The 2,143-nt window shown below is 40.6% G+C and carries 1 protein-coding gene; it reads left to right on the plus strand.

The window, feature by feature from the left end:
* The first annotated feature begins 1,171 nt into the window (after window positions 1–1,171).
* The gene (locus AKL11_RS23980; protein ID WP_067522854.1) at window positions 1,172–1,975 is read left to right on the plus strand and encodes a hypothetical protein; all 804 of its coding nucleotides are present in this window, start codon (window positions 1,172–1,174) and stop codon (window positions 1,973–1,975) included.
* Window positions 1,976–2,143 lie beyond the last annotated feature (168 nt).

The raw sequence follows: 2,143 nt of genomic DNA on the forward strand, positions 1-2,143 counted from the left end.
AGTGTTGGTAGTTTTTTTATCCAGTTCTATCGAAAAGTTCAGAAGAAATCGGAAGGCTTTTTTTTGCAAGCTGGCGTGAGAGTTTTGTCGTTTATTCTTTCTTTTATGCCAGCGTCAAAATCGTCGTTTGCTATTTGTTTTTTCCAAGCTGGCAAGCGGCAGCTTGCCAATTTCCTTTTACTGCGCCAGCATAAACATCGGTTTCCTTTCCATCTTTTCTGTCGTTCAGTTGGTGGGGGTTTTCTGGTTTTCTGCAGCGTGTAAAGCTTCTGGTTTGTGCCAGGCTAGAAAATTACATTGTCGTAAACTTCAAGTAGTCAAACCTTCTGGTTCAAACTGTTTCGAAGTATTTTGGTTCTGCTTGGTTTTAGCAGCGTTCAAAGTCTCTGGCGGTAAATCTTCTGTTTTTTACTTTGTCGCCAGTCGTACTTGCTTCAGGTTTACGTCACGGTTTAACCATTTTACGGGCTTACGCAGCTAACAATAAAATCGTGTTCGTGCTGCGCACCGGACGCCTACGGCGCCGCACATTTTGGCGTTAGCTGCTGTGTTTCTACCAGAGTTGTAAAACTGAGAGTTTTTCAGCGTTGGAAGTTTTTTGGTCTGTTCTATCGAAAAGTTCATCAGAAATCGGTAATCTTCGTTTTGCAAGCTGGCGTGAGAGTTCTGTCGTTTATTCCTTCTTTTATGCCAGCGTCAAAATCGTCGTTTGCTGTTGGTTGTTCCAAAGCTGGCAAGAGCTAACGTACGAGTATTCTTTTACAACGCCAGCAGATAAATCGGTTTCATTTCCATCTTTTCTATCGGTCAGTTGGTGGGGTTTTCTCTGGTTTTCTGTAGCGTGCAAAGTTTCCGGTTTGTGCCAGGTCAGAAAATTACATTGCCGTAAACCTCAAGTAGTCAAACCTTTTGGCTCAAACTGGTTCGCGGCATTTTGGTTCCTCATTGTTTTCAGCGTCGTGCAAAATCTCTGGTGGTAAATCTTCGGGTTTCTACGTTGTTGCCAGTCGTACTTGCTGCATGTTTACGCCACAGTTTAACCATTTTACGGGCTTGCGCAGCTAACAATAAAATCGTGTTCGTTCCGCTGCGCTCCACCGGACGCGCCTGCGGCGCGCCGCACATTTTGGCGTTATGCGCAAAACATCATACATAATAATGAGAATAAAAAATGGAAATTGATACTGAACACAAGTTGGAAGTGAAAATTTCAAATGTGAAGCCATTGAAATTAACTGATCTAACATTGTCACTTCTTGCTCTTAGTGGACAGTATTTGAAATTCGTTGAGACTGAAACAACAAAAGATTATCAGATTAGTTCTGAGCTATTAATAAAGGAAGTTCGCTCGGGGTCCGTTATTTTCGAGTTGATTTCACATGCTGTTCCACTCGCGCCGCTGCTTTGGGAAGGCGGGCCGTTAAGTGAATGGGTAAAGCATATTGAAGGAATTAATAATTGGTTGCTTGGTAAACAATCAGAGAAGCCTAGGGAAATTGATAGAAAAGACTACGAACAGTTAAATTCTATTTTGGAGCCAGTAGCAGCAGATACAGGTTCAGAGATGCAGCTTGTTGTAACAGGAAATAATAATGTCATAAACCAAGTAATTATCAATTCTCAGGAAGCTGCTGCAGCGCAAAACAGAATTTCCAGGGAGATTGAATCTTTGAATGAACCTATTGATCATGTTTATAGACGTAAAGTAATGACTTGGTATCAAACAAAATTTGATACTAATTCAGCAACCGGAGATAAAGCTAAGATTGAGTTTATATCAAAGAAAGCAGTGAAGGTAGTTTTCGAAAATAATGAAGTTAAAGAGTCAATTCTTAAAGGTGATCCGCGTTTTAATAAACCATGGCAGGCATTAGCATATCTTGTTGATATTGATGTGCAAACCATAAACGGAGAACCAAAGTTATATACGATTTTAAGGTATCATCCTGAAGATACATTTAACCCAACAGATTAGCGCATAACAATAAATTCAAGTTCGTTCCGCTTCGCTCCACCGGACGCCGCCTGCGGCGGCGCCGCTTAATTTGGCGTTAGCCTTTCGATCTGACATTTATTGAAATATTTCAAATTTAGCCAATTTAAAAAATCTTTATAGCAATACAATATTCATTATTATCATAGT

Origin of the sequence: Endozoicomonas ascidiicola (genome assembly GCF_001646945.1) — a bacterium.
Classification (GTDB): Bacteria; Pseudomonadota; Gammaproteobacteria; order Pseudomonadales; family Endozoicomonadaceae; genus Endozoicomonas; species Endozoicomonas ascidiicola.

Excerpts from the sequence above, each read along its gene's own strand:
- AKL11_RS23980 (WP_067522854.1), top strand. The coding sequence starts at position 1,172 with ATGGAAATTGATACTGAACACAAGTTGGAAGTGAAAATTTCAAATGTG.